Origin of the sequence: Citrobacter sp. T1.2D-1, from assembly GCF_950098555.1 — a bacterium.
Classification (GTDB): Bacteria; Pseudomonadota; Gammaproteobacteria; order Enterobacterales; family Enterobacteriaceae; genus Citrobacter_A; species Citrobacter_A telavivensis.
On record NZ_CATNHH010000012.1, the window covers coordinates 1 to 26,411 of the forward strand.

Here is a 26,411-nt window from a genome sequence, read left to right on the forward strand (position 1 = left end):
TACGTGCGCGTAGTGGCGAGTCGGGGTGTCATATTCAACGTGAGAGGTGTTGATGGTGATACCACGAGCTTTTTCTTCCGGCGCGTTATCGATCTGATCGAATGCGCGAGCAGCACCGCCGTAGGTTTTAGCCAGTACGGTAGTGATGGCAGCAGTCAGGGTAGTTTTACCGTGGTCAACGTGGCCGATGGTGCCGACGTTAACGTGCGGTTTTGTACGTTCAAATTTTTCTTTAGACACGGCTATATTCCTTACTATAGCGCTCTCCCCTTGTGGAGAGAGCACGGGACTTAGGTTTTAATCCTGTGGATTATTTACCACGGGCTTCGATTACGGCCTGAGCAACGTTGTTCGGTGCATCATCATACTTCAGGAATTCCATAGTGTACGATGCGCGACCTTTGGTCAGAGAACGCAGCTGAGTTGCATATCCGAACATTTCAGACAGCGGAACTTCAGCGTGGATCTTAACGCCAGTGACTTCGGATTCCTGACCGCGCAGCATACCGCGACGACGGCTCAAGTCACCGATAACATCACCGGTGTTTTCTTCCGGCGTTTCTACCTCAACCTTCATGATTGGCTCAAGCAGAACTGGTTTAGCTTTCTTAAAGCCTTCTTTAAAGGCAATAGACGCAGCCAGTTTAAACGCCAGTTCAGAGGAGTCAACGTCATGGTAAGAACCGAAGTGCAGACGAACACCCATATCAACAACCGGGTAACCTGCCAGCGGGCCGGCTTTCAGCTGCTCCTGGATACCTTTATCAACGGCCGGGATGTATTCGCCAGGGATTACACCACCTTTAATGTCGTTGACGAACTCGTAGCCTTTCGGGTTAGAACCCGGCTCCAGTGGGTACATGTCGATAACAACATGACCATACTGACCGCGACCACCAGACTGCTTGGCGTGTTTACCTTCGATATCGGTAACTTTCGCACGAATCGCTTCGCGGTAAGCAACCTGAGGTTTACCGACGTTCGCTTCAACGTTGAATTCACGCTTCATACGGTCAACGATGATGTCGAGGTGCAGTTCACCCATACCGGCGATAATGGTCTGGTTAGATTCTTCGTCAGTCCATACGCGGAATGACGGGTCTTCTTTAGCCAGACGACCCAGAGCCAGACCCATTTTTTCCTGGTCAGCTTTGGTTTTCGGTTCTACGGCGATGGAAATTACCGGCTCAGGGAATTCCATACGCTCCAGAATGATCGGCGCATCCGGGTCACACAGGGTGTCACCAGTGGTTACGTCTTTCAGACCGATCGCAGCAGCGATGTCGCCCGCGCGAACTTCTTTGATCTCTTCACGTTTGTTAGCGTGCATCTGAACGATACGGCCGAAACGCTCACGTGCAGATTTCACGGAGTTCAGTACGGTATCACCAGAGTTAACCACACCGGAGTACACACGGAAGAAGGTCAGGTTACCCACGAACGGGTCGGTAGCGATTTTGAATGCCAGTGCAGAGAAAGGCTCTTCGTCGCTAGCGTGACGCTCAGCAGGCGTATCTTTACCGTCGTCCAGGATACCGTTGATCGCAGGTACGTCAACCGGGGATGGCAGGTAATCAATTACCGCATCCAGCATCGCCTGAACACCTTTGTTCTTAAATGCAGAACCACAGGTTACCAGGATGATTTCGTTGTTCAGAACACGCTGACGCAGAGCTTTTTTGATCTCTTCTTCAGTCAGTTCTTCACCACCCAGATATTTCTCCATCAGCTCTTCAGAAGCTTCCGCAGCGGACTCGATCAGGTTCTGGTGCCATTCTTCAGCCAGTTCCTGCATGTCAGCCGGAATATCTTCATAAGTGAAGGTAACGCCTGCATCTGCTTCGTTCCAGTTGATGGCTTTCATTTTCACCAGGTCAACAACACCGGTGAACGCTTCTTCAGCGCCAATTGCCAGCTGCAGCGGAACAGGGTTCGCGCCCAGACGGGTTTTGATCTGACCAACAACTTTCAGGAAGTTCGCACCCATACGGTCCATTTTGTTAACGAACGCAATGCGCGGAACTTTATATTTGTTTGCCTGACGCCATACGGTTTCAGACTGCGGCTGAACACCACCAACTGCGCAGTAAACCATTACCGCACCATCAAGAACACGCATGGAACGTTCTACTTCGATTGTGAAGTCAACGTGCCCCGGGGTGTCGATGATGTTTACACGATGCGGTTCATACTGCTTAGCCATACCAGACCAGAATGCAGTAGTCGCTGCGGAAGTGATAGTAATACCACGTTCCTGCTCCTGCTCCATCCAGTCCATGGTGGCCGCGCCGTCATGAACTTCACCGATTTTATGGTTTACACCGGTGTAGAACAGAATACGTTCGGTAGTAGTGGTTTTACCGGCGTCGATGTGCGCACTGATACCGATGTTACGGTAGCGTGCGATGGGTGTTGTACGAGCCATTTGATTCCTCGTTTATCTTTTAGGCGTTCAATTTAAGTAGCCCAAAGCGGGCTGCTTACTGGAAGCGCCCGCCTGGTGACTAAAACTCCGAAGGGATTACCAACGGTAGTGTGCGAACGCCTTGTTGGCTTCTGCCATACGGTGAACGTCTTCACGTTTCTTAACTGCAGTACCTTTGTTGTCTGCAGCATCAGAAAGTTCGTTCGCCAGGCGCAGAGCCATGGATTTATCACCGCGTTTACGAGCAGCTTCAACGATCCAACGCATTGCCAGGGCATTACGACGAACCGGACGGACTTCAACTGGTACCTGATAAGTAGAACCACCAACGCGGCGAGACTTAACTTCGACAGTCGGGCGCACGTTTTCGAGAGCTACTTCGAAAGCTTCCAGTTCAGATTTACCAGAGCGCTGAGCCAGGGTCTCCAGCGCGCTGTATACGATTGTTTCGGCAGTAGATTTTTTACCATCTACCATCAGGATATTTACAAATTTAGCCAGCAGTTCTGATCCGAACTTCGGATCCGGCAGAATTTTACGCTGACCAATGACGCGACGACGTGGCATGGAAATACTCCGTTGTTAATTCAGGATTGTCCAAAACTCTACGAGTTTAGTTTGACATTTAAGTTAAAACGTTTGGCCTTACTTAACGGAGAACCATTAAGCCTTAGGACGCTTCACGCCATACTTGGAGCGAGCTTGCTTACGGTCTTTAACGCCAGAGCAGTCAAGCGCACCGCGTACGGTGTGGTAACGAACACCCGGGAGGTCTTTAACACGACCGCCACGGATCAGGATCACGGAGTGCTCCTGCAGGTTGTGACCTTCACCACCGATGTAGGAAGTCACTTCGAAACCGTTAGTCAGACGAACACGGCATACTTTACGCAGTGCGGAGTTCGGTTTTTTAGGAGTGGTAGTATATACACGAGTACATACACCACGTTTTTGCGGGCATGCTTCCAGCGCAGGCACGTTGCTTTTTGCAACTTTGCGAGCGCGTGGTTTGCGTACCAGCTGGTTAACTGTTGCCATTAAATAGCTCCTGGTTTTAGCTTTTGCTTCGTAAACACGTAATAAAACGACCTCATACAATATGAGGACGCCGAATTTTAGGGCGGTGTCGAAAAGGTGTCAAGAAATATACAACGATCACACAATCACCAGGCCATCTGGCTGGCGTGCTTAACCGTAAGTCTGACGAAGTCAGTATAGTCAACCCTGACGACACTGTCTGAAATTTGACCACCCAAACCGCGAGCTTCAATGTCTTCTTTCAGTGCGTAAACAGTTATGGGGGTATTTTGCAGGCTTTCAAGGAAGCGGCTGCCTTCTACTGCGGCGACGACGCCATCCTGGAGCAATAAAAGTTCATCGCCTTCTGCGATCAGGCGCTGAATAGCAGAGAAATCAGAGTGCCACGCGGAGCGGTGTAAAGTATGCAGCATGAGAACCTCAAAACCTCAGGATGACATCGTAGTTGCCCAGTTCGCGACGCAGCGCTTCTGGCTCCAGCGGTGTCGCATCAACGACAAAACTTACGCCTTCCCCGAGTCCCCTCTCGCGCAGCGAGGCGGCACATAACCAGCACTGTTCGATATCGTACAGTCCCAGCAGTTTGAAGGTCGCAATATAGTCGCGGGCCAGAATGACATCCGGTTTTTGTCCCTGCAGGATCTGAAAGACGCCATCACTAATAAAGAAGACGCCGATCTCTTCGGTTAATGCCGAGGTGGCCAACAGCGCATCCAGCCCTTCGCGACCCGATGCACTCCCGTGCGGCATTGTGGAAAAGACAAAGGCAATACGTTTCATCAGAACTGTACCACGCGATCGCAGGTCAGTGAGGCTTGTGCCAGCGCGCCCAGTCCGCTGAGGGTAAAACCCGGCTGCAGATTGGCGGACGCCAGCCCCAGCCTGCCCGCTTCTGTTTCATCGACCACACCGCGACGCAGTGCCGCCGCCACACAGATGTTCAGTTCAACGCCATGCTGTGTATTCATTTGTTGCCAGGCCCGGACCAGATCAAATTCATCACTGGCCGGAGAGGTCAGTTGGTTGGCGTTATACACGCCTTCCCGATAGAAAAAGACGCTGCTTAACGTATGGCCTTCTTCAATCAGCGCCTGAGCAAACTGCAGTGCGCTGCTCGCCTGCTGGGTACCATATGCCGGACCGGTAACCACAATGGCAAAACGCATTACTTATCTTGCCCCTGGAAGTCACCGCTCTTGAACTGGCGAATATAGAGGTACACGGTGTGCTTGGAGATATTCAGACGATCGGCAACCTGGTTGATCGCGTCCTTAATATCGAAGATGCCTTTCTCATACAGATTCAGAACGATCTGGCGGTTCTTGGCATTATTGGAGACATTACGATCGGCGTTCACCTCTTCAATGGTGAACTCCAGCGTCTGCGTCACCAGATCTTCTACAGAAGAGGCGAAGTTAACAGACGATCCGACTTCCGGGGTCTCCGGCGGAATAAAGGTATTCATGATCTGCGAGAACGGGACATCAAGGTTCATGTTGATGCACAGCAGACCAATCACGCGATGCTCGCGATTGCGAATGGCAATCGTCACTGACTTCATCAAAACGCCGCTTTTCGCACGGGTAAAATAGCATTTGGAAACGCTGCTATCTGCACCGGTCATATCGTGCAGCATTCGTAACGCAAGGTCAGTAATCGGTGAACCGATTTTACGTCCCGTGTGTTCACCATTGGCAATACGAATGGCGGAACATTTCAAATCCTGCAAAGAGTGCAATACGATTTCACAGTGGGAACCAATGAGCATCGCTAACCCGTCCACCACCGCTTCGTAGGATTTCAAAATATCAAAGTCGGTCTGATCGAAAGGACGTTGATCCAGTAAGTCGAGCTCACTGGTTTCGTTGGTTAAAAGCGACCTGGACATGAAAAAAAACACTCCTTTTCAGGAGCCTGTCGTTATGTTTTCAGGGCAGGCTCATTAATTTTGTGGATGGTTAAATTAATACAGAGGGGCTTCCACTTTCCACTATTAATTATACACGTCATCCTTCAGGCTGCCTCAGCGTTGGTTTCGCTCGTTCGCCCCAGTTACGTACTTATGTACGCGCCAGGGGATTCACTCCCTTACCGCCTTGATGCAACTTGAATGATTTTGTGTATGTATCCGGCCTGCATAAAAAAACCGCCGCTCTGTTCGGCGGCGGTTCTCAATTTTTATTTTTTAGCGGCATCTGCTGCTTTTGCATCAGCTTCTGCTGCTGCTTCTGGCTTGTCATCCGCCTTCGGTGCCGGCTTGATATCCAGCAGTTCTACGTCGAATACCAGCGTGGAGTTAGCTGGGATCCCCGGAACGCCGGTTTTACCGTAAGCCAGCTCTGGTGGGATGACCATCTTGATCTTCCCGCCTTTCTTAATGTTCTTCAGACCTTCAGTCCAGCCAGGAATCACACCGTCCAGACGGAAAGAGAGCGGCTCGCCACGGGTATAGGAGTTATCGAACTCTTTACCGTCGATCAGCGTCCCTTTGTAGTTCACCACCACAGTGTCGCTGTCTTTCGGCGCTTCGCCCGTACCGGCTTTCTCCACTTTGTAGAGCAGGCCCGTTGAAGAGGTCTTCACATCTTTCTCTTTCGCAAACTTGGTGCGGAACTCTTTGCCTTTGGTTTCGTTGTCAGCCGCGTCTTTTTCCATCTTCGCCTGAGCGGAGGCTTTCACGCGTGCTTCAAATGCTTGCAGAGTCTGTTCGATTTCCTGGTCAGACAGTTTGCTCTTATCAGCAAACGCATCCTGAACGCCGGCGATCAGTTGGTCTTTGTCCAGTTTGATGCCCAGTTTTTCCTGCTCTTTCAGGGAGTTTTCCATATAGCGGCCCAGCGATGCGCCCAGTGCATAAGCCGATTTCTGGTCGTCATTTTTGAACGCGGCTTTGCTGTCAGCAGCGGCGGCCGGTTTTGCGGCTTCGGCTGCGAAGGTGATCGGGGCGTGCAGAGCAACGGCCATCGTGGTCGCCAGCAGAGTGACTTTAAACAGTGATTTCATCCATATCTCCAGGGCCGGGGCATCTCACCCCATGGTTAACTTTTATGTGAGAAGCGTACTATAAAGCGTTGTTGAACAAATCAACATACAGACATACCTGATAATCGCTTCTTTTGAGACTCTTTTTGTTTAAATTAGTTTCGATGAGAAGGAATCAGGGCTGTGTATTCGGATAAAGTTAAGTAGAATCCGCCGCGACCAGAGACAATCGATGAGGTGAATCATGCAGGATACAACGATGGAAACCCGACTGGCCGAGCTGGAAAGTCGGCTGGCTTTTCAGGAAATCACCATTGAAGAGCTCAACGTAACGGTAACCGCTCACGAGATGGAAATGGCCAAATTGCGCGATCATCTGCGACTGCTGACGGAGAAACTCAAGGCGAGCCAGCCTTCCAATATCGCCTCTCAGGCCGAAGAGACGCCACCGCCTCATTATTGAGACATAAAAAAAGCGGGTTTATCCCGCTTTTTTGTGGCTCATTGCCGGATGGCGGCGCAAGCGCCTTATCCGGCCTACTCATCCCAATGAACCCGTAGGCCTGATAAGCGTAGCGCCATCAGACATTATGACCTTTTAGTGGCAACCGCAGCCGCCGTTGCCTTTACCGCCACCACCGCAGCAGCCTTCGCCGCCGTGCTCGTGACCGTGGTCATGGCCGTGACCGCCGCAGCAGCCGTCGTGATCGTGGTCATGGTCGTGACCGTGCGCACCGTGAACGTGGCCATGAGCCAGCTCTTCTTCGGTCGCTTCGCGGATCGCCACAACTTCAACGTTGAACTTCAGATTCTGACCTGCAAGCATGTGGTTGCCATCAACCACAACGTGGTCGTCTTCCACTTCGGTAATTTCTACCGGTACCGGACCCTGGTCAGTTTCAGCCAGGAAACGCATGCCAACCTGCAGTTCATCAACGCCCATGAAGACGTCTTTAGGAACGCGCTGCACCAGGTTTTCGTCGTACTGACCGTAAGCGTCGTTCGCGCCTACAGCAACATCAAATTTGTCGCCAACATCGTGACCTTCCAGCGCTGTTTCCAGGCCAGAGATCAGGGAACCGTGACCATGCAGATAGTCCAGCGGCGCACTCACCGGAGACTCATCAACCAACACACCGTCTTCTGTACGTACCTGATAGGCCAGGCTGACCACCAGGTCTTTTGCTACTTTCATGATATCTCCTGAGCGTGGGAAAATTGCTGGCGCAGATTGTAGCGGAAATCTGCACCTGTGTACCCCTTAGCTTAAAAAATCTCGGGCCATATCGCTAGTCTGGATGAAAGATCCCGATCACTTGCTCTTCTTTGCGCACGTGATCGCGGACTTCTTTATCCGCTTCCCGCATCTGATGCCCGCACTTAACACATTCAACAATATCGATATTATTCTCGCGCCACATCGCCAGAGAATCCTGCGCCTGGCAGGAAGGGCATTTCGCCCCTGCAATAAAACGTTTACGGATTGCCATACTTATCCTCTATTCGAATTCATCCCAGCCATCCAGTTGGCGTCGCTCTTGTTGCATCTCGCGCTGGAAAATCTCCTCCAGCTCGCGTCTGGCTTCTCTGGCGCGAGAGATTTGTAGCGTATCGGTATGCATCGGGATGAGCTCCCTCAGCATCCGCATATCCAGCCGGCGGAAATGTAGTTGCGCCCGCTGCGCCTGATGGGGATGCATTCCCAATGACACCAGCGTTTTGCGCCCCAGCTCCAGTGCACTGGAGAAGGTCTCACGGGAAAACTGCACGACCCCCGCCTGTAATAACTCATGTGCTTCGACACGTCCGCGCGCTCGCGCAAGAATATGCAAATGCGGAAAATGCTGTTGGCAAATCTCCACCAGCTTCATCGTATCTTCCGGCTCATTACAGGTAATGACGATGGATTCCGCCGCCTCGGCACCGGCAGAACGCAGCAGGTCCACCTGCGTCGCATCACCGTAATAAACCTTATAGCCGTATTTGCGCATCAGATTCACCGCACTGATGTCCCGCTCCAGCACGGTAATGCGCATCTTATTTGCCATCAGCAAACGACCGATGACCTGACCAAAACGACCAAAACCCACCACGATGACCTGCGGCTTGTCATCCTCGACCCACGGCATTTCATCTTCTTCATCCGGACCGTTAAGCTGGCGGGAAAGCCATTTGTCGATAAGCTTCATCAGCATCGGCGTAGTCATCATCGACAGCGTGACGGTCACCAGCAGAAGCGCCATCTGGTCGCCCTGAAACAGCCGCTGCGATGACGCGGTCGAGAACAGCACAAAGGCAAACTCTCCCCCCTGACTCAACACGCCAGCAAACTGCATTCTTTCAGAACTGCGCAGACCGTACAGTCGCGCCAGCAGATAAAGGACCAGCGTTTTAACCGCCACCAGCACCACCACGCTTGCCACGACCCACAACAGATGGGTGTACAGCACGCCCAGATTGAGCGACATCCCGACCGAAATGAAAAAGAGGCCCAGCAGCAGTCCCTTGAACGGATCGATCGCGGTTTCCAGCTCATGCCGGTATTCGCTTTCCGCTAACAGCACCCCCGCGATAAACGTGCCGAGCGCCATCGACAGCCCCAGCGCATCCATAAACAGTGCCGATCCCAGCACCAGCAGCAGCGTGGCGGCGGTAAACACTTCTCGCACGCCGGACGCCGCAATAAACCGGAATACCGGGCGCAGCAAATAGCGTCCGCCAATCAGCATGCCGGCAAACGCCAGCACCTTCATGCCGATCTTCATCCAGTCAAAGTTTTCATCCGCCGACCCGGCTAACAGCGGCACCAGCGCTAATGCCGGGATCACAGCCAGATCCTGGAACAGTAAAACCGAAAAGCCCAACTGCCCGGATTCGCTGCGGTTCATCCCTTTTTCGCGCATCAGCTGCAGCGCCATCGCAGTTGACGACATCGCGAGGCCTATCCCGCCGACGACCGCCGCCTGCCATGAGAAATCAGTCAACATCAGCAATCCGGCCAACAGCGCCGCGCTGAGCAAAACCTGCGCCGCTCCGACGCCAAAGATAGAACGTCGAAGCTGCCAGAGTTTCGACGGATTCAGCTCCAGTCCGATGATAAACATCAGGAACACAACGCCCAGCTCGGAGAAGTGGAGAATTTCATCCACGTCGCTGATGAACCCCAGTCCCCACGGACCAATGGCAATCCCCGCCAGCAAATAGCCCAACACGGCGCCAATACCCAGCCGCGATGCCAGAGGCACCGCAGCCACCGCCGCGAAGAGAAACAGCACTCCCGCGGTCAATAAATCGGAACCTTCCATCAGCGGCCTCCCACAGGAACGGGATGAGCAAGCCAGTCGCCATACGCTTTTGCATGGCTTTCCAGCTCCTGCGCGCTTTGTCGTCTGGCCCAGTAGATAATAATGGGACTCAGCCAGTGCATTCGGCACATTCCTGCCGTCAGTTCGAATGGCCGCAATACATCGCTCATTGGATAGCGATTCAGCGCGTCATAGCGATAGGCGCTCTCCGGTTCACCGGTGGTGATGACGCTGCGCCAGTACTTTCCCGCAAGCTGATTTCCCCCGGGGCCGCTGGCAAAGCCACGGCTCAACACGCGATCCAGCCACTCTTTGAGCAGTGCCGGACAGCTATAGGTGTACAGCGGATGCTGAAACACGATCACGTCATGCTCACGCAGTAACGCCTGCTCATGCGGGATATCGATAAAAAAATCAGGATAGTGCGCGTAGAGATCGTGCACCGTAACGTTGCTGAGCTGCGTGGCCGGCTTAAGCAGTACCCGATTTGCCACCGAGTCCTGAGATTCCGGATGGGCATACAGCAGCAAGACCTTTGCTGGCTGAGACATCATCCCCCTCCCGGTTTTGTTTCTGTTTTTGTGTATAGTCGTCGTTTTGGGCTACCATTGCGGCCCGGTGCGGAAAATGGCCCACACCTTACATTATCATAATGATAAATTAACATAGTCTGAACATACGGCGCCTTATGATTGTTTTCTCCTCGTTACAAATTCGTCGCGGCGTGCGCGTCTTACTGGACAATGCCACTGCCACCATCAATCCGGGCCAGAAAGTCGGTCTGGTGGGTAAGAACGGCTGCGGGAAATCTACCCTGCTGGCATTGCTGAAAAATGAAATCAGCGCAGATGCCGGCGGTTTTACCTTCCCCGGAAGCTGGCAACTGGCATGGGTAAATCAGGAAACACCGGCACTGCCCCAGCCCGCGCTGGAATATGTCATTGACGGCGACCGCGAATACCGTCAACTGGAAGCGCAGTTGCACGACGCCAACGAACGTAACGATGGACACGCCATTGCCACCGTCCACGGCAAGCTGGATGCCATCGACGCCTGGACCGTGCGTTCCCGCGCGGCCAGCCTGTTGCATGGTCTCGGCTTCTCTAATGAACAACTGGAACGTCCGGTGAGCGACTTTTCCGGCGGCTGGCGTATGCGTCTCAACCTGGCCCAGGCGTTAATTTGTCGCTCCGATCTCCTCCTGCTCGATGAACCGACCAACCACCTCGATCTGGATGCAGTTATCTGGCTGGAAAAATGGCTGAAGAGCTATCAGGGCACTCTGATTCTGATCTCCCACGACCGCGACTTCCTCGATCCGGTGGTGGATAAAATCATTCATATCGAACAGCAAACCCTGTTCGAGTACACCGGCAACTACAGCGCGTTTGAAATTCAACGTGCAACGCGTCTGGCCCAGCAGCAGGCGATGTACGAAAGCCAACAGGAGCGCGTGGCGCATCTGCAAAGCTACATTGATCGCTTCCGCGCCAAAGCCACGAAAGCGAAGCAGGCGCAGAGCCGTATCAAGATGCTGGAACGCATGGAGCTGATTGCCCCGGCGCATGTCGACAACCCGTTCCATTTCAGCTTCCGCGCGCCGGAGAGCCTGCCGAACCCGCTGCTGAAAATGGAGAAAGTGAGCGCCGGTTATGGTGAACGCATTATCCTGGACTCGATCAAACTGAACCTGGTGCCGGGTTCGCGCATTGGCCTGCTGGGACGTAACGGCGCGGGTAAATCCACGCTCATCAAACTGCTGGCAGGTGAACTGACTCCCGTCAGCGGTGAAATCGGGCTGGCGAAGGGCATCAAGCTCGGTTACTTCGCTCAGCACCAGCTCGAGTATTTGCGCGCGGATGAGTCGCCGTTGCAGCATCTGGTGCGACTGGCGCCACAAGAGCTGGAACAGAAGCTACGCGATTATCTGGGCGGTTTCGGCTTCCAGGGAGATAAAGTCAGCGAAGAGACACGCCGTTTCTCCGGTGGCGAAAAGGCACGACTGGTGCTGGCGCTGATCGTCTGGCAGCGGCCGAACCTGCTGCTGCTCGATGAACCGACCAACCACCTTGATCTCGACATGCGTCAGGCGTTAACCGAAGCGTTGATTGAATTTGAAGGCGCACTGGTGGTGGTCTCGCACGACCGCCATTTGCTGCGCTCCACGACCGACGATCTGTATCTGGTGCATGACCGCAAGGTCGAGCCGTTCGATGGCGATCTGGAAGATTATCAGCAGTGGCTGAGCGACGTGCAGAAGCAGGAAAACCAGGCTGACGACGCCCCAAAAGAGAACGTCAACAGCGCGCAGGCGCGTAAAGATCAGAAGCGTCGTGAAGCCGAACTGCGCACGCAAACCCAACCGCTGCGTAAGGAGATAGCCCGTCTGGAAAAAGAGATGGAGAAACTGAACGCGCAGTTGGCGCAGGCGGAAGAGAAGCTGGGCGACAGCGAACTTTACGACCAGAGCCGCAAAGCCGAGCTGACGGAATGTCTGCAACAGCAGGCCAGCGCCAAAGCCGGACTGGAAGAGTGCGAAATGGCCTGGCTGGACGCCCAGGAGCAACTCGAGCAGATGCTGAGCGAGTAACGGCGATGACACACGTAATCCTTCACGATCCTGAAATGCCGAACGGCAGCAGTGACGAATTTCGCCCGATGCGCGGTATCAGTAACTGTCATTTGCAGACCATGCTGCCGCGTTTGATCCGGCGAAAAGTGAATTTCGACGCCCACTGGCAGCGTCTGGAATTACCCGACGGCGACTTTGTCGATCTGGCATGGAGTGAAGATCCGCATCAGGCGAAGCATAAGCCGCGCCTGGTGGTGTTTCATGGTCTGGAAGGCAGTCTGAACAGTCCGTACGCGCATGGCCTGATTGAAGCGGCAAAGAATCGTGGCTGGCTTGGCGTGGTGATGCATTTTCGCGGCTGCAGCGGCGAGCCCAATCGTCTGAATCGCATTTATCACTCGGGCGAAACCGAAGACGGGACCTGGTTCTTAGGCTGGTTACAGCGGGAATTTGGCAATGCGCCAACGGCCGCCGTGGGCTATTCGCTTGGCGGAAACGTGCTGGCGTGTCTGCTGGCAAAAGAGGGAAAAAACATCCCGCTCGACGCGGCGGTCATTGTCTCAGCGCCCTTTGTGCTGGAAGCCTGCAGCTACCATATGGATAAAGGCTTTTCCCGTGTTTATCAGCGCTATCTGCTCAACCTGCTGAAGGCTAACGCGTCACGCAAGCTGGCGGCCTATCCCGGTTCGCTACCGGTAAGCCTGGCGCAATTGAAATCCTTGCGCCGTATCCGTGAGTTTGACGATCTCATCACCGCCAAAATTCACGGTTTCGCCGATGCTATCGACTACTATCGTCAGTGTAGCGCAATGCCCTTGCTCAGTGACATCGCCATTCCGACGCTGATCATCCACGCGAAAGACGACCCGTTTATGGACAGTCATGTGATCCCCAAAGCGGAAGATTTACCGCCGCAGGTGGAATATCAGTTAACGGAACACGGCGGTCACGTCGGGTTTATCGGCGGGACATTGCGTCGGCCAGAAATGTGGCTCGAGTCGCGCATTCCTGACTGGCTGACACCGTACCTGGAGGCATAATTATGCAGATCCCCTGGCAAGACCTTTCCCCCGAGACGCTGGACAATCTGATCGAAAGCTTTGTGTTGCGCGAAGGCACCGATTATGGTGAACATGAACGTACCCTTGAGCAAAAAGTCGCCGACGTTAAACGCCAGTTGCAGTGTGGAGAAGCGATACTGGTGTGGTCCGAGTTGCACGAAACCGTCAACATCATGCCGCACAAACCATTTCGCGAATAACCTGCACGCTATCGGCCGACTATAATAAAAAATCAATTTATTGATGGAGTTAACATGTCTGCCAAACATCCGGTGATAGCGGTAACAGGATCCAGCGGCGCGGGGACCACCACCACCAGCCTCGCGTTTCGTAAAATTTTTGCGCAGCTCAACCTGCGCGCCGCCGAGGTGGAAGGCGACAGTTTTCATCGCTATACCCGCCCGGAAATGGATATGGCGATCCGCAAAGCGCGCGACGCCGGACGCCACATCAGCTATTTTGGCCCCGACGCCAATGACTTCGGTCTGCTGGAACAGACGTTTGTTGAGTACGGTCTGACGGGTAAAGGCCAGTCGCGCAAATATCTGCATACCTACGATGAAGCGGTCCCGTGGAACCAGGTACCAGGGACCTTCACCCCGTGGCAACCCCTGCCAGAACCTACAGACGTGCTGTTCTATGAAGGCCTGCACGGCGGTGTCGTCACACCGCAGCATGAGGTCGCAAGCCATGTTGACCTGCTGGTCGGCGTTGTCCCCATCGTTAACCTGGAGTGGATCCAGAAACTGATCCGTGATACCAGCGAGCGGGGTCATTCTCGTGAAGCGGTGATGGATTCCGTGGTGCGTTCTATGGACGACTACATCAACTACATTACGCCGCAGTTCTCCCGCACCCACATTAACTTTCAGCGCGTCCCCACCGTGGACACGTCAAACCCGTTTGCAGCCAAAGGTATTCCATCGCTGGATGAGAGCTTTGTGGTGATTCATTTCCGCAATCTGGAAGGGATCGATTTCCCCTGGCTGCTGGCAATGCTGCAAGGTTCATTCATTTCCCATATCAATACATTGGTAGTGCCTGGCGGCAAAATGGGGCTGGCAATGGAACTCATTATGTTGCCGCTGGTACAACGACTGATGGAAGGGAAAAAAATCGAGTAAGGTAAGATTTTGCCGGATGGCGGCGTTGCGTTATCCGGCCTACTCCTGTCGTAGGCCTGATAAGTGCAGTGCCATCAGGCAAGGATCATCAGGCAGCAATCACTTCATACGAATGGGTAATATTGACCGCTTTTTCCAGCATTAACGCCACGGAGCAATACTTTTCTGCCGACAGATCGACCGCACGCGAAACGGCGGCATCCTTCAGGTCGTGACCCGTGACAATAAAATGCAGATTGATGTGGGTGAACAGGCGGGGTGCCTCTTCGCGACGTTCTGACGTCAGTTTCACTTCGCAGTTCGTCACATCCTGACGACCTTTTTGCAGGATAGAAACCACGTCAATCGCGCTGCACCCCCCTGCCGCCATCAACACCATTTCCATCGGGCTCGGCGCTTTATCACCGGAGTTACCGTCCATCAAAATCTGGTGACCGGAAGCCGACTCACCCAGGAAGGTTAACCCTTCAACCCATTTAACACGCGCTTGCATATTTTTTAACTCCAGTGCGTCAATTTTCCTGACAGATTACGCGTACATAACAATTCTCGCAACGGAAGGCGACCTCCGTCATGCTGAAGCGAGACACCAGGAGACACACGGCTAAAGCTATGCTAAAACAGTCAGGATGCTACAGTAATACATTGATGTACTGCATGTATGCAGAGGACTTCACATTAAAGGCTGCAGTTCGTTTTTGACGGCCTCTTCCCAGGACGAGGGAAGCACATTTTTGCAACCCCAGAGACAGCGGATTTTTTTGGCTCTGGAGACAGCTTATAACAGAGGATAATCGCGCATGGTGCTTGGCAAACCGCAAACAGACCCGACACTTGAATGGTTCTTGTCTCATTGCCACATTCATAAGTACCCGTCCAAGAGCACGCTGATTCACCAGGGTGAAAAAGCAGAAACGTTGTACTACATCGTTAAAGGCTCAGTGGCAGTGTTGATTAAAGATGAGGAAGGGAAAGAAATGATCCTTTCTTATCTGAATCAGGGTGATTTCATTGGCGAACTGGGCCTGTTTGAAGAAGGCCAGGAACGTAGCGCATGGGTTCGAGCGAAAACAGCGTGTGAAGTGGCTGAAATTTCCTACAAGAAATTCCGCCAGTTGATCCAGGTGAACCCAGATATTCTGATGCGCCTGTCTTCCCAAATGGCTCGCCGCCTGCAAGTTACTTCGGAGAAAGTCGGTAACCTGGCCTTCCTCGATGTGACCGGTCGTATCGCCCAGACGCTGCTGAATCTGGCGAAACAGCCTGATGCGATGACTCACCCGGACGGTATGCAGATCAAAATCACTCGCCAGGAGATTGGCCAGATCGTTGGCTGCTCTCGCGAAACCGTTGGTCGTATTCTGAAGATGCTGGAAGATCAGAACCTGATCTCCGCTCACGGTAAAACGATCGTCGTTTACGGCACTCGTTAATCTCATCGAAAATGACGCGCTACCCGATAGCGCGTCATTTTTGTTTTGCCAATGTGGCGCAGACTGATTTATCACCCAGAAATCAACTATGCACTACGTCAAACACTGGTGCTCTGTTTGCCCGTGGCCGTCGGCCTGCTCATCGGGCAGTTACATCTTGGCCTGCTCTTCTCTCTCGTTCCCGCCTGCTGCAACATTGCCGGGCTTGATACTCCGCACAAACGCTTTTTCAAACGCCTGATTATCGGGGCGTCGCTGTTTGCCGGCTGTAGCCTGATCATGCAACTGCTGCTGGCGCAGGCGATACCGTTACCCCTGATCCTGACCGGACTAACGCTCACGCTCGGCGTCACTGCGGAATTGAGCTCCCTTCACGCCCGCCTGCTTCCAGCCTCGCTGATTGCAGCGATTTTCACACTGAGCCTCGCGGGGAACATGCCGGTCTGGGAGCCTCTGCTGATCTACGCATTGGGCACGCTATGGTACGGATTGTTTAACTGGTTCTGGTTTTGGCTCTGGCGCGAACAGCCGCTTCGCGAGTCGCTGAGCCTGTTATACCGTGAACTGGCGGATTACTGCGAAGCCAAATACAGTATGCTGACCCAGCATACTGATCCGGAAAAAGCCCTGCCGCCACTGCTGATGCGCCAGCAGAAAGCGGTCGACCTCATCACCCAGTGCTATCAGCAGATGCACATGCTGTCGGCGCACCGCAACAATGACTACAAGCGGATGCTGCGCGCCTTTCAGGAAGCACTGGATCTGCAGGAGCATATCTCCGTCAGTCTGCATCAGCCGGAAGAAGTGCAAAAGCTGGTCGAACGCAGCCATGCGGAACAGGTGATTCGCTGGAATGCGCAAACGGTCGCCGCTCGCCTGCGCGTACTGGCGGATGACATTCTCTATCACCGACTGCCGACGCGGTTCACCATGCAAAAGCAGATTGGCGCGCTGGAAAAAATTGCTAATCAGCATCCGGATAACCCCGTCGGGCAGTTCTGTTACTGGCATTTCAGCCGTATCGCCCGCGTGCTTCGCACTCAGCGCCCACTCTACGCCCGCGATCTGATGGCCGACAAACAGCGTCGGTTACCGCTGCTGCCGGCGCTGAAAAACTACCTCTCGTTGAAATCTCCGGCGCTGCGTAACGCCGGGCGTATCAGCGTAATGCTCAGCATTGCCAGTCTGATGGGGTCCGCGTTACATCTGCCGAAACCTTACTGGATCCTGATGACCGTTCTGTTTGTGACGCAAAATGGTTACGGAGCCACCCGCGTGCGTATTCTGCACCGTTCGGCGGGAACGCTGGTGGGGCTGATTATCGCAGGCGTGACGCTGCACTTTCATATTCCTGAGGGGTATACGCTGGCACTGATGCTGGCGATCACCCTGGTCAGCTATCTGACCATCCGGAAAAACTACGGCTGGGCGACGGTAGGATTTACCATCACCGCGGTGTATACCTTGCAACTCCTGACGCTGGACGGCGAGCAGTTCATTATCCCGCGATTTGTCGATACGGTCATAGGCTGCCTGATTGCATTTGGGGGTACCGTCTGGCTGTGGCCGCAATGGCAGAGCGGTCTGTTGCGTAAAAACGCCCATGACGCGCTGGAGGCCGATCAGGAGGCCATTCGCCTGATTCTAAGCAACGATCCGCAACCGACGCCGCTCGCCTGGCAACGTATGCGGGTCAACCAGGCACACAACACGTTGTTCAACTCGCTCAATCAGGCGATGCAGGAACCCGGCTTCAACACCCATTATCTGGAAGATATGAAGCTGTGGGTGACGCACAGCCAGTTTATCGTCGAACACATCAATGCGATGACCACGCTAGCGCGCGAGCATACGATGCTCACGCCGGATCTGGCGCAACGATACCTGCAATCGTGTGAAATTGCGCTGCAACGCTGTCAGCAGCGACTGGAGTATGACGGGCCTGGCAGCTCAGGGGATGTGAATATTCTGGAAGCGCCAGAGATGCTTTCCCACGGACCGTTAAGTACCCTGGAACAGCATCTGCAGCGTGTTATCGGCCACCTGAACACTATGCATACCATCTCGTCTGTGGCATGGCGTCAGCGGCCGCACCACGGAATCTGGCTCAGCCGTCGCTTGCGGGATATGCGGGGTTAACACTGATTGCCGGATGGCGGCGTAACGCCTTATCCGGCCTACACGGAGCGTGTTATCGACAACAAGCCTGACAAGCGCAGCGCCATCAGGCAGAGAGTTAACTGATTACCGGATGGCGGCGTAACGCCTTATCCGGCCTACACGGAGCGTGTTATCGACAACAGGCCTGATAAGCGCAGCGCCATCAGGCAAACTGTTAACCGACAATTTTTGCGACAGCGTCGGCAAAACGCAGCATCCCTTCGTCGATATCCGCCTCTTCCACCACCAGCGATGGCGCAAAGCGCATCACGTCCGGCCCCGCATTCAACACCATTACGCCGGCATCCGCCGCCGCATAGAGGAAATCGCGCGCGCGTCCTTTGTACTGCGGTTGCAACTCGGCACCAATCAACAGGCCCATGCCGCGAATGTCGCTAAACACGTGGTACTGCTCATCAATCTGTTGCAGATGTTGAACAAATTTCTGCCGTTTCGCCACCACGCCGCCCAGCACATCCGGGGTGTTGATGATGTCGAACGCCGCCTCTGCTACCGCGCAGGCTAGCGGGTTGCCGCCGTAGGTTGATCCATGAGAGCCGACGTGAAACGCTGAGGCAATCTCCTGAGTCGTCAATACCGCACTCACCGGGAAGCCGCCGCCCAGGGCTTTCGCACTGGTAAGAATATCCGGCGTCACGCCGTAGTGCATATAGGCAAAGAGGTCGCCGGTGCGCCCCATTCCGCATTGCACTTCATCAAACACCAGCAGCGCCTGATGCTGACTGCAGAGGTCACGCAAACCTTGCAGGAACGCCGGCGTTGCGGCCAGAACGCCGCCCTCCCCCTGTACAGGTTCAACCACGACAGCGCAGGTATGGTCGTCCATCACCGCTTTCACGGCGTGGAGATCGTTAAACGGAACGTGGACGATATCCGCCGGTTTTGGACCGAAGCCATCAGAATACTTCGGCTGTCCACCCACGGTAACGGTAAACAACGAGCGGCCGTGGAACGCATTATGAAAGGCAATGATTTTGGTTTTGAACGGGCTATGGCGCACACAGGCGTAATGACGCGCCAGCTTGAACGCCGTTTCGTTGGCTTCTGTCCCGGAGTTCATGAACAGCACGCGCTCGGCAAAGGTGGCGTCGATGATTTTTCGCCCCAGACGCAGTGCGGGTTCGTTGGTGAAAACGTTACTGGTATGCCAGAGCGTTTCGCCCTGGGTTTTCAGGGCCTCCACCAGCGCCGGATGGCAGTGCCCCAGCGCAGTCACCGCAATCCCGCCCGCGAAATCAACGTAGTCCTTGCCCTGCTGATCCCAGACCCGGCTGCCTTTCCCTTTTACCGGAATAAATTCCGCCGGTGCATAAATTGGCAGAATGACTTCATCAAAAGTTGCCCGGGTTACTGCCGTTTGTTCAATTGCCATCTCATGACCATCCAGTTATGCAAAAATGAATGTGAAAATATAATCACAAAATATGCATAAAAAATCATCAGATAGCAACCACAAATCACCGACTGAGGAAATTGGCCAGCAGCTGATGACCCTGTTCGCTGAGAATACTTTCCGGATGAAACTGCACGCCTTCCAGATCCCACGTCGTATGGCGGATCCCCATAATCTCCTGCGTTTCGCTCCAGGCGGTCACCTCAAAGCAGTCGGGAAGCGTGGCGGGATCGATAAGAAGCGAATGGTAACGGGTGACGGTAAGGGGGTTAGTTAGCCCCTGAAACACGCCCTGTCCCGTGTGGCGGATGGGTGACGTTTTTCCGTGCATCACTTTTGCGGCGCGCACGATAGTCGCACCAAATGCCTGTGCCATCGCCTGATGCCCCAGACAAACACCCAGTATCGGCAAACGACCGGCATAGTGGCGAATCACGTCCAGCGAAATTCCGGCATCATCCGGGGTGCAGGGGCCGGGCGAGATGACGATTTTTTGCGGATTCAGCACATCTATCTGCGACAGCGTCAACTCGTCATTACGCTTAACCCGCACGTCAGCGCCCAGCTCGCAAAAATACTGGTAGAGGTTCCAGGTGAAAGAATCGTAGTTATCGATAAGCAGGATCATGACGGCTCCGGTCCAGGAAAACCGCGCTATTCTACTCAGTTTCCTCGGCTTCGCTTACCCCTTTACGAAATATCGCCTGTAAAGCACTAAGGTCGCCCATCGCCCCTTCCTGATTCGCCCGATTCCACTCCGCCACCGAAACATCCCCCCAGTGAAGAAGATAACCGGCATGAATAGCCAGTTGTTCGAAGAAAATCCGCTGCGCCATGCCGCTGCCAAGACGAAATGGATGCAGCACATTGATCTCACAGTAATAATGCGCAAGACGATTGACGAATTTCTCTTCCGGCAGTCCCATCAGGTAGCCCTCTTCTTCCAGATCCTGCATCAGGGCATTGCCTTCTTTTTCGATGTAGGCGAAGTGGCAGAAACGGGTATCTCCCTGATAGATATCCACTTCACGCAGGTGGCCTGCCCAGTCGAAAACGTCCTGGTAAAGCTGACGATGAATCGCACACAGGTGAGGTAACCCGCGCTTCGCCGGTCCCAGTTCGATGGTCGCCGCACGCAGCGCGGTGAGTTCATAAGCGGCCTGTTCCAGACGTTCGACCTGGTGGATCCCCAGACGGTTACGCATCACGTTCAGTCCGGGGTAGAGATACGGATCGCGGTCGTCGCCGATTTTAGCGCTCATAGTGCCTCCGGAGTTCTTCCAGACGCGTCAGCGCCTCTGCGGCGTTAAGCGTGATTAGCGGATGTTCGACGCCCTCAAGACGGCGACTGGCCTGAAAATTCACGTTTCGCTGCTGTTCCCAGAGCCGGGATTTTTGCCTGTCGGTGAGTTTTTTCACTTTACGCCTCCCTGATTAATCCGTGTTTGCCACAAGTATAAGCAGCAAAACACAGTTACGCAGGGAGGATGAAACGACGCGGGCCAGCAATGCCCGCGCAGGAAAGGATTACGGCAGAACTTTTGCGGACAGGATAACAACCGGTTTTGACGGCACATTCTGGTAAGGGCCGACATCATGGGTCGGAACCTGGGAGATCTTATCAGCCACGTCCATCCCTTTCACAACTTTACCAAATACGGCATAACCGAAGTCACGCTGGCCGTGATCGAGGAAGGCGTTATCGGCTACGTTGATAAAGAACTGGCTGGTCGCGCTGTCTTTATCGGCAGTACGCGCCATCGCGATGGTGCCGCGCGTGTTGCGCAGGCCGTTGTCGGCTTCGTTTTTAATCGGAGGATTGGGTTTCTTCTGCTGCATCTGTTCAGTGAAGCCACCGCCCTGGACCATGAAGCCCGGAATCACGCGGTGAAACGTGGTGTTGTTATAGAAACCGTTGTTCACATAATCGACAAAGTTTTGCACTGAAACAGGCGCTTTTTGGCTATTCAGTTCCAGTTCAATATTACCTGCAGAGGTTGTCAGCAAAACGTGCGGATCCCCTTTTGCTGCCAACGCCGCGGGAGAGAGAGCAGAAAGGGCGAAAACAGCTGCAACAGCCGCCAGGGTCGATTTGAGCATGAGATTTCCTTTAGGAGAGCGGTAACAAAAGCCAGTGGTTCGATTCTAAAGAGCCTTCAGGGACAAGGCCATCCCTTTACCTAATTTTACGTACCAGAAACATCTGTAACTTTGATAGGTCGGCCAAGAATTGTGATGTTTATCACGCTAAAAATTGCAACACAGCCAGAAGTTGCCAATAAACATTTAAATACATCACTAAAACGCCTAAAATCTGCCCGCCCACAGCGCTGTCAACGCGCTTTACTTCCATTTACAGGCCAGTCATGACTAACAGCAATCGTATCAAGCTCACATGGATTAGCTTTCTCTCCTACGCCCTTACCGGTGCGTTGGTGATTGTCACCGGGATGGTGATGGGAAACATCGCAGAGTATTTCCATCTGCCGGTTTCCAGTATGAGTAACACTTTCACCTTCCTGAACGCCGGTATTTTGATCTCCATTTTCCTCAATGCCTGGCTGATGGAAATCATCCCGTTGAAAACGCAGCTGCGTTTTGGCTTCATCCTGATGGTGCTGGCCGTAGCAGGACTGATGTTCAGTCATAGCCTGGCCCTGTTCTCCGCCGCGATGTTTGTACTGGGGCTGGTCAGCGGGATCACGATGTCGATTGGTACGTTCCTGATTACACAGATGTATGAAGGCCGTCAGCGCGGCTCTCGTCTGCTGTTTACCGACTCCTTTTTCAGCATGGCTGGGATGATCTTCCCAATGGTTGCCGCGTTCCTGCTGGCGCGCAGCATCGAATGGTACTGGGTGTACGCCTGTATCGGACTGGTCTATGTCGTTATTTTCCTTCTGACCTTTGGCTGCGAATTCCCGCCGCTGGGCAAACACGCGCCACAGAGCGACACGCCGGCAGTGAAAGAAAAATGGGGCATCGGCGTCCTGTTCCTGTCCATTGCGGCGCTGTGTTACATCCTGGGCCAGTTGGGCTTCATCTCCTGGGTACCTGAGTACGCAAAAGGGCTGGGGATGAGTCTGAACGACGCCGGCACACTGGTCAGCGATTTCTGGATGTCGTACATGTTCGGGATGTGGGCCTTCAGCTTCATTCTGCGTTTTTTCGATTTGCAGCGCATTCTGACGGTGCTGGCCGCTCTGGCTACCGTGCTGATGTACCTGTTCATCACCGGTACGCCTGAGCATATGCCGTGGTTTATTCTGGCACTGGGCTTCTTCTCGAGCGCCATCTATACCACCATCATCACCCTGGGTTCGCAGCAGACCAAAGTGGCTTCGCCAAAACTGGTTAACTTCGTACTGACCTGCGGCACCATCGGCACCATGCTGACGTTTGTCGTCACCGGTCCTATCGTGGCGCACAGCGGCCCTCAGGCTGCCCTGCTTACCGCGAATGGCCTGTACGCCATTGTCTTCGTTATGTGCTTCATCCTCGGCTTTGTCACTCGTCATCGCCAGCATGGGATACCAGCAGCACAGTAATGTGATTAGCCGGATAACAACGCGTTGCGTCTTATCCGGCCTACGCAGGGCGATCGTTTTTGCCGGCCGGACTAGGCGCAGCCGCCATCCGGCATTTTATCGTTTGTCTCCCCTTCCCCGAACGGCGTAGGCCACCCAATCTCTAGTGGTAGTCCTCCCACGCTAAAAACCCCTCAATTTGTATGTTATTCATACAATCGCGAAAAGTCTGATATTTCCACAACTTAAGAAAATGCAGACAAATCAGCAATATACCCCTTAAGGAGTATATAAAGGTGAATTTGATTTGCATCAATAAGTGGGGTTGCTGAATCGTTAAGGTAAGCAGTAATAGAAAAGAAATCGAGGCAAAAATGAGCAAAGTCAGACTCGCTATTATCGGTAATGGTATGGTCGGCCATCGCTTTATTGAGGACCTTCTTGATAAATCCGATGCCAGCCTGTTCGATATTACTGTTTTCTGCGAAGAACCCCGCAAGGCATACGACCGTGTGCACCTTTCATCCTACTTCTCACATCACACCGCCGAAGAACTGTCTCTGGTCCGCGAAGGATTTTACGAGAAGCACGGCGTTAACGTGCTGGTCGGCGAACGCGCAATTACCATCAATCGCCAGGAAAAGGTTATTCACTCCAGCGCAGGTCGTACGGTTTACTACGACAAGCTGATCATGGCGACCGGTTCCTATCCGTGGATCCCGCCGATTAAAGGTTCCGAAACCCAGGACTGCTTTGTTTATCGCACCATTGAAGACCTCAACGCGATTGAATCCTGTGCCCGTCGAAGCCGTCGCGGTGCAGTCGTCGGCGGTGGTCTGTTAGGTCTGGAAGCGGCAGGCGCGCTGAAAAACCTCGGTGTGGAAACGCACGTGATCGAATTCGCCCCGATGTTGATGGCTGAACAGCTTGACCATATGGGCGGCGAACAGCTGCGTCGCAAGATTGAAAGCATGGGCGTGCGTGTGCACACCAGCAAAAACACCCAGGAGATCGTTCAGGAAGGCACCGAAGCGCGTAAAACCATGCGTTTTGCCGACGGTAGCGAGCTGGAAGTGGATTTCATCGTCTTCTCCACCGGCATTCGCCCACGCGACAAGCTGGCGACGCAGTGTGGTCTTGAGGTCGCACCACGCGGCGGGATCGTGATCAACGATGCCTGCCAGACGTCCGACCCGGATATCTACGCTATCGGTGAATGTGCCAGCTGGAATAACCGGGTGTACGGTCTGGTCGCACCGGGCTACAAAATGGCGCAGGTCGCCGTTGACCATATCCTCGAAAACGAAAACGCCTTCGAAGGCGCGGATCTGAGCGCTAAGCTGAAACTGCTGGGCGTTGATGTCGGCGGTATTGGCGACGCGCATGGCCGCACGCCGGGTGCCCGTAGCTACGTTTACCTCGACGAAAGCAAAGAGGTCTACAAACGCCTTATCGTAAGCTCTGATAACAAAACGCTGCTTGGCGCTGTACTGGTAGGGGATACCAGCGATTACGGCAACCTACTGCAACTGGTGCTGAACGCCATCGAACTGCCGGAAAACCCGGACTCACTGATCCTGCCCGCCCATGCTGGCAGCGGTAAACCGTCCATCGGCGTGGATAAACTACCGGACAGCGCGCAGATTTGCTCCTGTTTCGACGTCACCAAGGGCATGCTGGTCGCCGCCATCAACAAAGGTTGCCACACCGTTGCCGCGCTGAAGGCCGAAACCAAAGCCGGTACCGGCTGCGGCGGCTGTATCCCGCTGGTCACCCAGGTGCTGAACGCCGAACTGGCGAAACAGGGTATTGAAGTGAATAACAACCTGTGTGAGCACTTTGCGTACTCACGTCAGGAACTGTTCCACCTGATTCGCGTGGAAGGCATCAAAACCTTCGAGGAACTGCTGGCGAAACACGGTAAAGGTTACGGCTGCGAAGTGTGTAAACCGACCGTAGGTTCTCTGCTGGCCTCCTGCTGGAATGAGTACATCCTGAAACCGCAGCACACGCCGCTACAGGATACCAACGACAACTTCCTGGCAAATATCCAGAAAGACGGGACCTACTCCGTCATCCCACGCTCTGCCGGTGGTGAAATCACCCCGGAAGGCCTGGTCGCCGTGGGGCGTATCGCCCGTGAATTTAACCTGTACACCAAAATCACCGGTTCTCAACGTATCGGCCTGTTTGGTGCGCAGAAAGACGATCTGCCGGAAATCTGGCGTCAACTGATTGAAGCAGGTTTTGAAACCGGTCATGCCTATGCCAAAGCGCTGCGAATGGCAAAAACCTGCGTGGGCAGCACCTGGTGCCGTTACGGCGTAGGCGACAGCGTGGGCTTCGGCGTTGAGCTGGAAAACCGCTACAAAGGTATTCGTACCCCGCACAAAATGAAGTTCGGCGTCTCCGGCTGTACCCGTGAATGTGCGGAAGCGCAGGGGAAAGATGTGGGGATTATCGCGACCGAAAAAGGCTGGAACCTGTACGTCTGCGGTAACGGCGGGATGAAACCTCGTCATGCCGATCTGCTGGCGGCGGATATCGACAGTGAAACCCTGCTCAAATATCTCGACCGTTTCATGATGTTCTACATCCGTACGGCGGACAAACTGACCCGTACCGCTCCGTGGTTAGACAATCTGGAAGGTGGTATCGAGTATCTGAGATCCGTCATCATCGACGACAAGCTGGGTCTGAACGCCCATCTGGAAGAAGAGATGGCCCGTCTGCGCGAAGCCGTGGTCTGTGAGTGGACGGAAACCGTCAACACGCCGTCTGCCCAGACGCGTTTCAGACACTTCATCAACAGCGATAAACGCGATCCGAACGTCCAGGTGGTACCTGAACGTGAACAGCATCGTCCGGCCACACCGTACGAACGCATTCCGGTTACTCTGGTGGAGGAAAACGCATGAGCCAGTGGACAAACATCTGCCACATTGATGACATCCTGCCAGCAACCGGCGTCTGCGCGTTGTTAGGTGAGGAACAGGTCGCCATCTTTCGTCCGTATCACAGCGACCAGGTGTTTGCGATCAGCAACATCGACCCGTTCTTTGAGTCCAGCGTACTGTCCCGTGGGCTGATTGCGGAACATCAGGGTGAATTGTGGGTCGCCAGCCCATTGAAAAAACAGCGCTTCCGCCTGAGCGACGGCCTGTGCATGGAGGATGAAAGTCATTCCGTGGCGTGCTACGAGGCGCGGGTGAAAGACGGCATTGTGCAGTTGCGCAGCGAATGAATTATAGGGAGGCGCAACGCCTCCCTTTTTTGACGTAATGGGTAGACCTTTTTTTCACAGGACTGATAAGCGTAGCGCCATCCGGCAAATTGCATCAGCGCATTGCCGGATGTCGGCATAAATGCC

The 26,411-nt window shown here is 54.0% G+C and carries 29 protein-coding genes; 10 read left to right on the plus strand and 19 right to left on the minus strand.

Annotated elements, in window-relative coordinates; all coding sequences use genetic code 11:
• The 9 genes from QQZ17_RS11465 to fkpA all read right to left on the minus strand — a co-directional run.
• Positions 1 to 240 (minus strand): GTP-binding protein (locus tag QQZ17_RS11465; protein WP_000031669.1); only part of this gene is annotated, 240 nt, incomplete at its 3' end.
• Positions 241 to 310: 70 nt separating this feature from the next.
• Positions 311 to 2,425 carry an elongation factor G gene (fusA, locus tag QQZ17_RS11470; RefSeq protein ID WP_046491016.1) on the minus strand — a complete coding sequence of 705 codons (2,115 nt, stop codon included), beginning with the start codon at positions 2,423 to 2,425 and terminating at the stop codon, positions 311 to 313.
• A 96-nt stretch (positions 2,426 to 2,521) separates the two neighbouring features.
• Positions 2,522 to 2,992: a 30S ribosomal protein S7 gene (gene rpsG / locus QQZ17_RS11475; protein ID WP_042322792.1), complete on the minus strand. Its 471-nt coding sequence runs from the start codon at positions 2,990 to 2,992 to the stop codon at positions 2,522 to 2,524.
• Between the two features lie 96 nt (positions 2,993 to 3,088).
• Positions 3,089 to 3,463 carry a 30S ribosomal protein S12 gene (gene rpsL, locus QQZ17_RS11480; RefSeq protein WP_000246815.1) on the minus strand — a complete coding sequence of 125 codons (375 nt, stop codon included), beginning with the start codon at positions 3,461 to 3,463 and terminating at the stop codon, positions 3,089 to 3,091.
• A gap of 125 nt (positions 3,464 to 3,588) precedes the next feature.
• Complete coding sequence (tusB, locus tag QQZ17_RS11485) at positions 3,589 to 3,876, minus strand: sulfurtransferase complex subunit TusB (RefSeq protein WP_152400216.1); 288 nt, start codon at positions 3,874 to 3,876, stop codon at positions 3,589 to 3,591.
• Positions 3,877 to 3,883: 7 nt separating this feature from the next.
• Entirely contained in the window at positions 3,884 to 4,243 is a 360-nt protein-coding gene (gene tusC, locus QQZ17_RS11490; RefSeq protein WP_046491231.1) for a sulfurtransferase complex subunit TusC, read from the minus strand.
• A complete protein-coding gene (tusD, locus tag QQZ17_RS11495; protein WP_102602913.1) occupies positions 4,243 to 4,629 on the minus strand; it encodes a sulfurtransferase complex subunit TusD in 387 nt (128 codons plus the stop codon). Before tusD ends, tusC begins: the two co-directional genes overlap by 1 nt.
• Positions 4,629 to 5,351 (minus strand): helix-turn-helix transcriptional regulator, encoded by a 723-nt coding sequence (locus QQZ17_RS11500; protein WP_042286247.1) that lies wholly within the window; start codon positions 5,349 to 5,351, stop codon positions 4,629 to 4,631. Before QQZ17_RS11500 ends, tusD begins: the two co-directional genes overlap by 1 nt.
• Positions 5,352 to 5,641: 290 nt before the next feature.
• On the minus strand, positions 5,642 to 6,466 hold the full coding sequence (gene fkpA / locus QQZ17_RS11505; protein ID WP_152400218.1) for an FKBP-type peptidyl-prolyl cis-trans isomerase: 825 nt from the start codon (positions 6,464 to 6,466) through the stop codon (positions 5,642 to 5,644).
• A 223-nt stretch (positions 6,467 to 6,689) separates the two neighbouring features.
• Here fkpA and QQZ17_RS11510 point away from each other — a divergent pair, with 223 nt between their 5' ends.
• Positions 6,690 to 6,908, plus strand: coding sequence for a protein SlyX (locus QQZ17_RS11510; protein ID WP_042322802.1), 219 nt, complete (start codon positions 6,690 to 6,692; stop codon positions 6,906 to 6,908).
• Positions 6,909 to 7,043: 135 nt separating this feature from the next.
• Here QQZ17_RS11510 and slyD read toward each other — a convergent pair whose 3' ends face one another.
• The 4 genes from slyD to kefG form a co-directional block, all read right to left on the minus strand.
• Positions 7,044 to 7,640: a peptidylprolyl isomerase gene (slyD, locus tag QQZ17_RS11515; RefSeq protein WP_042322804.1), complete on the minus strand. Its 597-nt coding sequence runs from the start codon at positions 7,638 to 7,640 to the stop codon at positions 7,044 to 7,046.
• Between the two features lie 94 nt (positions 7,641 to 7,734).
• Positions 7,735 to 7,935, minus strand: a complete 201-nt coding sequence (locus tag QQZ17_RS11520) for a YheV family putative zinc ribbon protein (protein ID WP_042998388.1) — start codon at positions 7,933 to 7,935, stop codon at positions 7,735 to 7,737.
• Positions 7,936 to 7,944: 9 nt separating this feature from the next.
• Positions 7,945 to 9,750 (minus strand): glutathione-regulated potassium-efflux system protein KefB, encoded by a 1,806-nt coding sequence (gene kefB, locus QQZ17_RS11525; protein ID WP_152400220.1) that lies wholly within the window; start codon positions 9,748 to 9,750, stop codon positions 7,945 to 7,947.
• Positions 9,750 to 10,301 (minus strand): glutathione-regulated potassium-efflux system ancillary protein KefG, encoded by a 552-nt coding sequence (gene kefG / locus QQZ17_RS11530; protein ID WP_042322810.1) that lies wholly within the window; start codon positions 10,299 to 10,301, stop codon positions 9,750 to 9,752. The genes kefB and kefG overlap by 1 nt, the downstream gene beginning before the upstream one ends.
• Before the next feature lie 137 nt (positions 10,302 to 10,438).
• Here kefG and QQZ17_RS11535 point away from each other — a divergent pair, with 137 nt between their 5' ends.
• Genes QQZ17_RS11535 through QQZ17_RS11550 form a run of 4 tightly spaced genes read left to right on the plus strand, consistent with a single transcriptional unit; the run spans position 10,439 to position 14,507 of the window.
• Positions 10,439 to 12,340, plus strand: coding sequence for an ABC transporter ATP-binding protein (locus tag QQZ17_RS11535; protein ID WP_152400222.1), 1,902 nt, complete (start codon positions 10,439 to 10,441; stop codon positions 12,338 to 12,340).
• 5 nt (positions 12,341 to 12,345) lie between these two features.
• A complete protein-coding gene (locus QQZ17_RS11540; RefSeq protein ID WP_235922448.1) occupies positions 12,346 to 13,362 on the plus strand; it encodes a hydrolase in 1,017 nt (338 codons plus the stop codon).
• 2 nt (positions 13,363 to 13,364) lie between these two features.
• The gene (locus tag QQZ17_RS11545) at positions 13,365 to 13,583 is read left to right on the plus strand and encodes a YheU family protein (protein ID WP_152400224.1); all 219 of its coding nucleotides are present in this window, start codon (positions 13,365 to 13,367) and stop codon (positions 13,581 to 13,583) included.
• Positions 13,584 to 13,637: 54 nt separating this feature from the next.
• Positions 13,638 to 14,507 (plus strand): phosphoribulokinase, encoded by an 870-nt coding sequence (locus tag QQZ17_RS11550; protein WP_152400226.1) that lies wholly within the window; start codon positions 13,638 to 13,640, stop codon positions 14,505 to 14,507.
• 88 nt (positions 14,508 to 14,595) lie between these two features.
• On the opposite strand, the gene QQZ17_RS11555 is transcribed toward QQZ17_RS11550, so the two are convergent.
• A complete protein-coding gene (locus QQZ17_RS11555) occupies positions 14,596 to 15,000 on the minus strand; it encodes an OsmC family protein (RefSeq protein WP_152400228.1) in 405 nt (134 codons plus the stop codon).
• Between the two features lie 307 nt (positions 15,001 to 15,307).
• On the opposite strand from QQZ17_RS11555, the gene crp reads away from it, so the two are divergent.
• Positions 15,308 to 15,940 carry a cAMP-activated global transcriptional regulator CRP gene (gene crp / locus QQZ17_RS11560; RefSeq protein WP_000242758.1) on the plus strand — a complete coding sequence of 211 codons (633 nt, stop codon included), beginning with the start codon at positions 15,308 to 15,310 and terminating at the stop codon, positions 15,938 to 15,940.
• A 51-nt stretch (positions 15,941 to 15,991) separates the two neighbouring features.
• Entirely contained in the window at positions 15,992 to 18,079 is a 2,088-nt protein-coding gene (locus QQZ17_RS11565) for a YccS/YhfK family putative transporter (protein WP_152400230.1), read from the plus strand.
• Between the two features lie 196 nt (positions 18,080 to 18,275).
• Here QQZ17_RS11565 and argD read toward each other — a convergent pair whose 3' ends face one another.
• The 5 genes from argD to ppiA form a co-directional block, all read right to left on the minus strand.
• The gene (gene argD / locus QQZ17_RS11570) at positions 18,276 to 19,493 is read right to left on the minus strand and encodes a bifunctional acetylornithine/succinyldiaminopimelate transaminase (protein ID WP_152400232.1); all 1,218 of its coding nucleotides are present in this window, start codon (positions 19,491 to 19,493) and stop codon (positions 18,276 to 18,278) included.
• 85 nt (positions 19,494 to 19,578) lie between these two features.
• Positions 19,579 to 20,142, minus strand: a complete 564-nt coding sequence (pabA, locus tag QQZ17_RS11575; protein ID WP_152400234.1) for an aminodeoxychorismate synthase component 2 — start codon at positions 20,140 to 20,142, stop codon at positions 19,579 to 19,581.
• Between the two features lie 31 nt (positions 20,143 to 20,173).
• Positions 20,174 to 20,776, minus strand: a complete 603-nt coding sequence (locus QQZ17_RS11580; protein ID WP_152400236.1) for a putative adenosine monophosphate-protein transferase Fic — start codon at positions 20,774 to 20,776, stop codon at positions 20,174 to 20,176.
• Positions 20,766 to 20,933, minus strand: a complete 168-nt coding sequence (locus tag QQZ17_RS11585) for a YhfG family protein (protein WP_152400238.1) — start codon at positions 20,931 to 20,933, stop codon at positions 20,766 to 20,768. Before QQZ17_RS11585 ends, QQZ17_RS11580 begins: the two co-directional genes overlap by 11 nt.
• Before the next feature lie 108 nt (positions 20,934 to 21,041).
• Complete coding sequence (ppiA, locus tag QQZ17_RS11590) at positions 21,042 to 21,614, minus strand: peptidylprolyl isomerase A (protein ID WP_042322832.1); 573 nt, start codon at positions 21,612 to 21,614, stop codon at positions 21,042 to 21,044.
• Positions 21,615 to 21,880: 266 nt separating this feature from the next.
• On the opposite strand from ppiA, the gene tsgA reads away from it, so the two are divergent.
• The 3 genes from tsgA to nirD all read left to right on the plus strand — a co-directional run bounded on the left by tsgA (position 21,881) and on the right by nirD (position 26,285).
• Positions 21,881 to 23,062: an MFS transporter TsgA gene (gene tsgA, locus QQZ17_RS11595; RefSeq protein ID WP_152400240.1), complete on the plus strand. Its 1,182-nt coding sequence runs from the start codon at positions 21,881 to 21,883 to the stop codon at positions 23,060 to 23,062.
• Between the two features lie 353 nt (positions 23,063 to 23,415).
• A complete protein-coding gene (gene nirB, locus QQZ17_RS11600) occupies positions 23,416 to 25,959 on the plus strand; it encodes an NADPH-nitrite reductase large subunit (protein ID WP_152400243.1) in 2,544 nt (847 codons plus the stop codon).
• Positions 25,956 to 26,285: a nitrite reductase small subunit NirD gene (gene nirD / locus QQZ17_RS11605; RefSeq protein ID WP_152400245.1), complete on the plus strand. Its 330-nt coding sequence runs from the start codon at positions 25,956 to 25,958 to the stop codon at positions 26,283 to 26,285. The genes nirB and nirD overlap by 4 nt, the downstream gene beginning before the upstream one ends.
• The last annotated feature ends 126 nt before the right edge of the window (positions 26,286 to 26,411 follow it).

Bases quoted from the DNA above. Each gene is read 5' to 3' on its own strand.
- fusA (WP_046491016.1), bottom strand. From the start codon at position 2,425: ATGGCTCGTACAACACCCATCGCACGCTACCGTAACATCGGTATCAGT.
- rpsG (WP_042322792.1), bottom strand. From the start codon at position 2,992: ATGCCACGTCGTCGCGTCATTGGTCAGCGTAAAATTCTGCCGGATCCG.
- rpsL (WP_000246815.1), bottom strand. From the start codon at position 3,463: ATGGCAACAGTTAACCAGCTGGTACGCAAACCACGCGCTCGCAAAGTT.
- tusB (WP_152400216.1), bottom strand. From the start codon at position 3,876: ATGCTGCATACTTTACACCGCTCCGCGTGGCACTCTGATTTCTCTGCT.
- tusC (WP_046491231.1), bottom strand. From the start codon at position 4,243: ATGAAACGTATTGCCTTTGTCTTTTCCACAATGCCGCACGGGAGTGCA.
- tusD (WP_102602913.1), bottom strand. From the start codon at position 4,629: ATGCGTTTTGCCATTGTGGTTACCGGTCCGGCATATGGTACCCAGCAG.
- QQZ17_RS11500 (WP_042286247.1), bottom strand. From the start codon at position 5,351: ATGTCCAGGTCGCTTTTAACCAACGAAACCAGTGAGCTCGACTTACTG.
- fkpA (WP_152400218.1), bottom strand. From the start codon at position 6,466: ATGAAATCACTGTTTAAAGTCACTCTGCTGGCGACCACGATGGCCGTT.
- QQZ17_RS11510 (WP_042322802.1), top strand. From the start codon at position 6,690: ATGCAGGATACAACGATGGAAACCCGACTGGCCGAGCTGGAAAGTCGG.
- slyD (WP_042322804.1), bottom strand. From the start codon at position 7,640: ATGAAAGTAGCAAAAGACCTGGTGGTCAGCCTGGCCTATCAGGTACGT.
- QQZ17_RS11520 (WP_042998388.1), bottom strand. From the start codon at position 7,935: ATGGCAATCCGTAAACGTTTTATTGCAGGGGCGAAATGCCCTTCCTGC.
- kefB (WP_152400220.1), bottom strand. From the start codon at position 9,750: ATGGAAGGTTCCGATTTATTGACCGCGGGAGTGCTGTTTCTCTTCGCG.
- kefG (WP_042322810.1), bottom strand. From the start codon at position 10,301: ATGTCTCAGCCAGCAAAGGTCTTGCTGCTGTATGCCCATCCGGAATCT.
- QQZ17_RS11535 (WP_152400222.1), top strand. From the start codon at position 10,439: ATGATTGTTTTCTCCTCGTTACAAATTCGTCGCGGCGTGCGCGTCTTA.
- QQZ17_RS11540 (WP_235922448.1), top strand. From the start codon at position 12,346: ATGACACACGTAATCCTTCACGATCCTGAAATGCCGAACGGCAGCAGT.
- QQZ17_RS11545 (WP_152400224.1), top strand. From the start codon at position 13,365: ATGCAGATCCCCTGGCAAGACCTTTCCCCCGAGACGCTGGACAATCTG.
- QQZ17_RS11550 (WP_152400226.1), top strand. From the start codon at position 13,638: ATGTCTGCCAAACATCCGGTGATAGCGGTAACAGGATCCAGCGGCGCG.
- QQZ17_RS11555 (WP_152400228.1), bottom strand. From the start codon at position 15,000: ATGCAAGCGCGTGTTAAATGGGTTGAAGGGTTAACCTTCCTGGGTGAG.
- crp (WP_000242758.1), top strand. From the start codon at position 15,308: ATGGTGCTTGGCAAACCGCAAACAGACCCGACACTTGAATGGTTCTTG.
- QQZ17_RS11565 (WP_152400230.1), top strand. From the start codon at position 15,992: ATGTGGCGCAGACTGATTTATCACCCAGAAATCAACTATGCACTACGT.
- argD (WP_152400232.1), bottom strand. From the start codon at position 19,493: ATGGCAATTGAACAAACGGCAGTAACCCGGGCAACTTTTGATGAAGTC.
- pabA (WP_152400234.1), bottom strand. From the start codon at position 20,142: ATGATCCTGCTTATCGATAACTACGATTCTTTCACCTGGAACCTCTAC.
- QQZ17_RS11580 (WP_152400236.1), bottom strand. From the start codon at position 20,776: ATGAGCGCTAAAATCGGCGACGACCGCGATCCGTATCTCTACCCCGGA.
- ppiA (WP_042322832.1), bottom strand. From the start codon at position 21,614: ATGCTCAAATCGACCCTGGCGGCTGTTGCAGCTGTTTTCGCCCTTTCT.
- tsgA (WP_152400240.1), top strand. From the start codon at position 21,881: ATGACTAACAGCAATCGTATCAAGCTCACATGGATTAGCTTTCTCTCC.
- nirB (WP_152400243.1), top strand. From the start codon at position 23,416: ATGAGCAAAGTCAGACTCGCTATTATCGGTAATGGTATGGTCGGCCAT.
- nirD (WP_152400245.1), top strand. From the start codon at position 25,956: ATGAGCCAGTGGACAAACATCTGCCACATTGATGACATCCTGCCAGCA.